This window comes from uncultured Methanobrevibacter sp. (genome assembly GCF_902764455.1).
Lineage (GTDB): Archaea > Methanobacteriota > Methanobacteria > Methanobacteriales > Methanobacteriaceae > Methanocatella.
In genome coordinates this window covers 1-4,058 of the sequence record NZ_CACWVY010000081.1, presented here as the reverse complement: position 1 = coordinate 4,058, position 4,058 = coordinate 1, and the positions used below count along the sequence as shown (strand labels likewise).

The following is a 4,058-nucleotide window of genomic DNA, read 5'->3' as shown; positions in this document are numbered from 1 at the left end:
AGTTAAGTATATTCCGTCTTGGAATACTCTAGGATCTCTTCCTTTAATTTTAGTTGCTTGTTCTAAGTTAGCCATAGTTTGACCAACATGTTCCTTATTGATTCCTGTAATTGTTACCTCATCACCTTTTACTGCTACTTTAGCATCACCGACTATTTTAGCAGATCTTGGGTGTCTTTCCCCGAGGAAGTTATCAATTACAACAACATCGTTTTGAACTTTTACATTCATTGGAAAGTGAGCGTATACGATTTTCATATGATATTCGAAACCGTCAGTTACACCAGTAATCATATTATTAATGTGAGCTCTGGTGGTTCCAATCATTGCTTTATCTTTCTTTTTAGGAAATGCAGTAGTTAAAACTACTTTATTATCTTCTTCACTAATACTTACATTAGGATAAGTAAATTTTCTGGAGTCTTCTCCATTAGGTCCTTTTACAGAAACCTCATTATTTTCAATTATAACTTCAACGCCTTCAGGGATTTCAAGTTCTTCCCTTATAGCTGCAGCTACTACCATTTTATCACCTAGTACATGTAAGCCAACAAACGTCCGCCAATTCCTTTTTCTTTTGCCTCATTGTGAGTCATAATTCCTTGAGGAGTTGTGACGAAGTTTTTTGCTGGCAAATATCTTTTTTCAAATTTCTCAAATTCATCTTTTTTAACAGCGTGACGAGGTTTGATAACACCACATTTGTTAATGTTACCTAATAATTCAACAGTGAATTTACCTGCCCTGTTGTCATCAATATATTCAAAATTACCAATATAATTCTCTTTTTGCATAGTGCTTAAAACTTGTCCAATTAATTTGGAAGCAGGAGAAATAACACAAGAATCGTTTACTTGTAATTCGTTATTTCTGATATTAGTTAAAGCATCAGCAAGAGGATCCATAAGACTCATATTTAAAACCTCTAATTATATTTTTTAAATCCTATTTTAGGAGCAATTTCCCTAAAACATTGTCTGCATAAATTTAATCCATATCTGCTAACCATAGCAGAGTGGTCTCCGCAACGACTACATTTTTTTGAAGCTTTTCCGTATTTTCTTGGCAAAATAATCACCTATTCAGTTACATAATTAACATTAAAGTTTTCTTCCATAAATTTCATAGTTTCTTCTTTAGAAATTCTATGTTTTTGTGGAACTTTCTTTTGTTGTATTTTTCTTCTAGATATTCTGTAACCTGGTTTTTCAAAAGTAACAGAAACGTTCATACCAAAGATACCAATATCCGGATTATATCTCATTCCAGGAATATCAATGTGTTCTCTGATACCAAAAGAAAGATTACCTTGTGCATCAAATTGAGTAGGTTTGATATTTCTACTAATACCTTCTAAAACCATGTCGATAGCTTTGTCTGCTTTTTCACCACGTAAAGTTAATTTACATGCGATTGGTTGTTTTTTCCTAATTCCCCATTCAGGGTTAGTTACTTTAGAGAAAGTTTTTACAGGAGTTTGGTCAAACATTTCTTCTAAAAGAGTGATTGCACGGGATAATTTTTCACCTGCTTCACCAACACCAATACTTACTGTAGCTTTTTCGACACGTACTTCATTCATTGGGTTCATTTATTAACCTCCAATAAAGAGATTGATGGTGCATCGTTACCAACAACAAACGCATAATCTTTTAAAGTTAAAAATTCATCTTTAGAACTATTTTCGATAATAATAGTATTTGGATTGGATGATTTATTTTCAATAATTTCACTTACAGTACCTAATTCACCAGTGTGTTTACCACCAGTAACAAGAACAGTAGCTCCTTCTTGTAAAGGATAAACTTCAGCAATTTCTTGTTCAGGTACTTTTAATGAAATAACATCTCCAACGGAGTATGCATCTTCATCAATAATAACATTTTTACCATCATGAAGGTTTAATTGAGTTTTTCCTCCTTTAATGGTGGATTTGTTAACGATTTTGGATAATTTAGCACTACTATCATCAATTAAGTCTAATTGTAATCTGCCTTTTCTATCTAAAAGAACTCTGTAAGATTCACCAGTTTTTGGAATTTCAATAACATCCATGAAACCTACTGGGAATTTGTAATCTTTGACAACTCTTCCGTCAACTAAAACATTACCAGAGTTAATAATCCTTTTAGCTTCTCTAGAATTATCTGCTAATTTTAAAACATCTCTGATAACTAAAGTTAATGGAATAGAACTGTTTATGGAATGTGAACCTGCAGAAGGTTTTACAGTCCAGGTATCTTCTTTAGGATGAATAGGCCAGGATTTTGGTGCTTTATATCTTTTAAGATGTTTTCTAGATCCCATTTTAGCCATATTAATTATCTCCTTTATTTTTTATTCTTCTATCATCTTTTAAATCTGCATCAATAATTACTAAGTTAGATGGATCTACTGGGAGAAATGTAGCAGTTCCGTCAGGTTTTGATAAAGTAACTTCATCGATTGTTACTTTGTATGAACCATAATCTACAGTGAGGACTTCTCCTTCATGTCCTGCGAAATCTCCACGAAGAACTCTAACTTTGTCTCCTGATCTTTGTTTTGACATTTTTTCACCTTATACTAAAATACTTGCTGCACTACCAACACTAGGCCATCTGTCAGCTGCTTCTTTAGCAACAGGACCTCTAATTTCAGATCCTTTTAAAATTCCTTCAGGAGTAATAATAACTGCAGCATTATCTTCAAATTTAACACGAAGACCATCAGCACGCCTATATTCCTTTTTTTGTCTGATGACAACTGCGTTGACAACTTCTCTTCTCATATCAGCAGTTCCTTTTTTTACAGAAGCAACAACTAAATCACCAACACCAGCAACGTCGAGTCTTCTTCTTACACCTTTAAATCCTTTTACAGATATAATTTCAATTTCACGTGCACCGGTATTATCTACACATTGGAGTCTTGCTCCAATAGGTAATGCTTTAGATACACTTGAGGTTAATGGTTTCATATTTAATTACTCTCCTTTAACTTCTACTAAAACAAAATGTTTAGTTTTACTTAATGGTCTGCATTCTGCAACTTTTACAGAATCACCAACATTCACGTTTAAACAATCAGGTTTGTGAACATTGATTTTAGATTTTCTTTTTTCATATCTTTCATATTTTTTAATGAATTTATAGTAACTACGTTCAACAGTAATTGTCCTTTCTGCTTTGTTACTTACAACAACACCTTCAAGGACTTGACCTCTTACAGGTAAAGTACCGTGGAAAGGGCAGTTAGGATCATCACATGTAGTTTCTGGTTCTTGAACATTAAGCCCAACCATATTATCACCATTTAAATTTTTTTAAATCTTTTTTTAATTCTATCTTCAGGACGAATAGACAAAATATTTCCATCAATTTCTATTTTTTCCCCGTTTGGAAGTTCAAACAAAAATATTGAACCTCTCTTTGGAATAATCTTTTCGCAATTATTCTCATCTTCTATCTTGATGGTATTTTTTGTCTCATCAATGATAGTTCCGTTTAAATTAAGAGATTTATTCTTCAAACTTGTAACATGAACATTCAAACCAATGAACTCATGATGAACCAAGTTATCTGAAGTAATCATAATCTCATCTCTTAACATAACATTTACAATAAATCATGCAGAAAAATTACAAAATTTTATTGAAATTTATCGAATAGATGAATTATCTCCTTTTTTTATTATTTTTCTTAGATTCACGAATTTCGATAGTATCTGATGAAAAACCTAATTCAGACAATACTTCTTTAACTCTGACCTTATGGTCACCTTGAAGTTCAATTTGTCCGTTTTTAGCGGTTCCCCCACAAGCACATTTTGCTTTAAGAGTTTTTGTGAGTTCTTTAATATCGATATCGTGTTCATCTATACCTTCGATAATAGTCATGAGTTTTCCGAATCTTCTTCTAACTGTAAAAACTTTTAGAGTTTGAACTTCACGTGCAATTTCTTCACAAACACAAAGTTCTTCAGGAAGCCCACATACATCACAGATTTTTGACATTTAATTCTCCTTCTGTTTTTCATTCAATATTGTAAGAACACGAGCAATTGTTCTTTTTAATTCT

General features: G+C 32.4%; 9 protein-coding genes and 2 pseudogenes. All 11 read right to left on the bottom strand.

The genetic code is table 11. The features are described 5' to 3' along the window. The coding region (locus tag QZU75_RS12695) for a 50S ribosomal protein L6 (RefSeq protein ID WP_296884197.1) at positions 1 to 525 on the bottom strand (525 nt) is incomplete at its 3' end. Between the two features lie 8 nt (positions 526 to 533). Further along, complete coding sequence (locus tag QZU75_RS12690; protein WP_296884196.1) at positions 534 to 914, bottom strand: 30S ribosomal protein S8; 381 nt, start codon at positions 912 to 914, stop codon at positions 534 to 536. Positions 915 to 925: 11 nt separating this feature from the next. Then, positions 926 to 1,078, bottom strand: a complete 153-nt coding sequence (locus QZU75_RS12685) for a 30S ribosomal protein S14 (RefSeq protein ID WP_296874429.1) — start codon at positions 1,076 to 1,078, stop codon at positions 926 to 928. Next, the gene (locus QZU75_RS12680) at positions 1,079 to 1,591 is read right to left on the bottom strand and encodes a 50S ribosomal protein L5 (protein ID WP_296884194.1); all 513 of its coding nucleotides are present in this window, start codon (positions 1,589 to 1,591) and stop codon (positions 1,079 to 1,081) included. Next, positions 1,588 to 2,316: a 30S ribosomal protein S4e gene (locus QZU75_RS12675; protein ID WP_296884193.1), complete on the bottom strand. Its 729-nt coding sequence runs from the start codon at positions 2,314 to 2,316 to the stop codon at positions 1,588 to 1,590. Before QZU75_RS12675 ends, QZU75_RS12680 begins: the two co-directional genes overlap by 4 nt. A 1-nt stretch (position 2,317) precedes the next feature. Continuing rightward, a pseudogene (gene rplX, locus QZU75_RS12670) lies at positions 2,318 to 2,539 on the bottom strand (50S ribosomal protein L24); the annotation flags it as partial. Positions 2,540 to 2,560: 21 nt separating this feature from the next. Then, entirely contained in the window at positions 2,561 to 2,959 is a 399-nt protein-coding gene (locus QZU75_RS12665) for a 50S ribosomal protein L14 (protein WP_296884192.1), read from the bottom strand. A 6-nt stretch (positions 2,960 to 2,965) separates the two neighbouring features. Next, positions 2,966 to 3,283 (bottom strand): 30S ribosomal protein S17, encoded by a 318-nt coding sequence (locus tag QZU75_RS12660; protein WP_292784702.1) that lies wholly within the window; start codon positions 3,281 to 3,283, stop codon positions 2,966 to 2,968. Positions 3,284 to 3,294: 11 nt separating this feature from the next. Next, a complete protein-coding gene (gene rnp1, locus QZU75_RS12655) occupies positions 3,295 to 3,573 on the bottom strand; it encodes a ribonuclease P protein component 1 (protein WP_296884191.1) in 279 nt (92 codons plus the stop codon). 82 nt (positions 3,574 to 3,655) lie between these two features. Beyond that, complete coding sequence (gene yciH / locus QZU75_RS12650; RefSeq protein ID WP_292746878.1) at positions 3,656 to 3,994, bottom strand: stress response translation initiation inhibitor YciH; 339 nt, start codon at positions 3,992 to 3,994, stop codon at positions 3,656 to 3,658. Beyond that, positions 3,995 to 4,058, bottom strand: a pseudogene (locus QZU75_RS12645) (50S ribosomal protein L29); the annotation flags it as partial. It abuts the gene before it with no gap.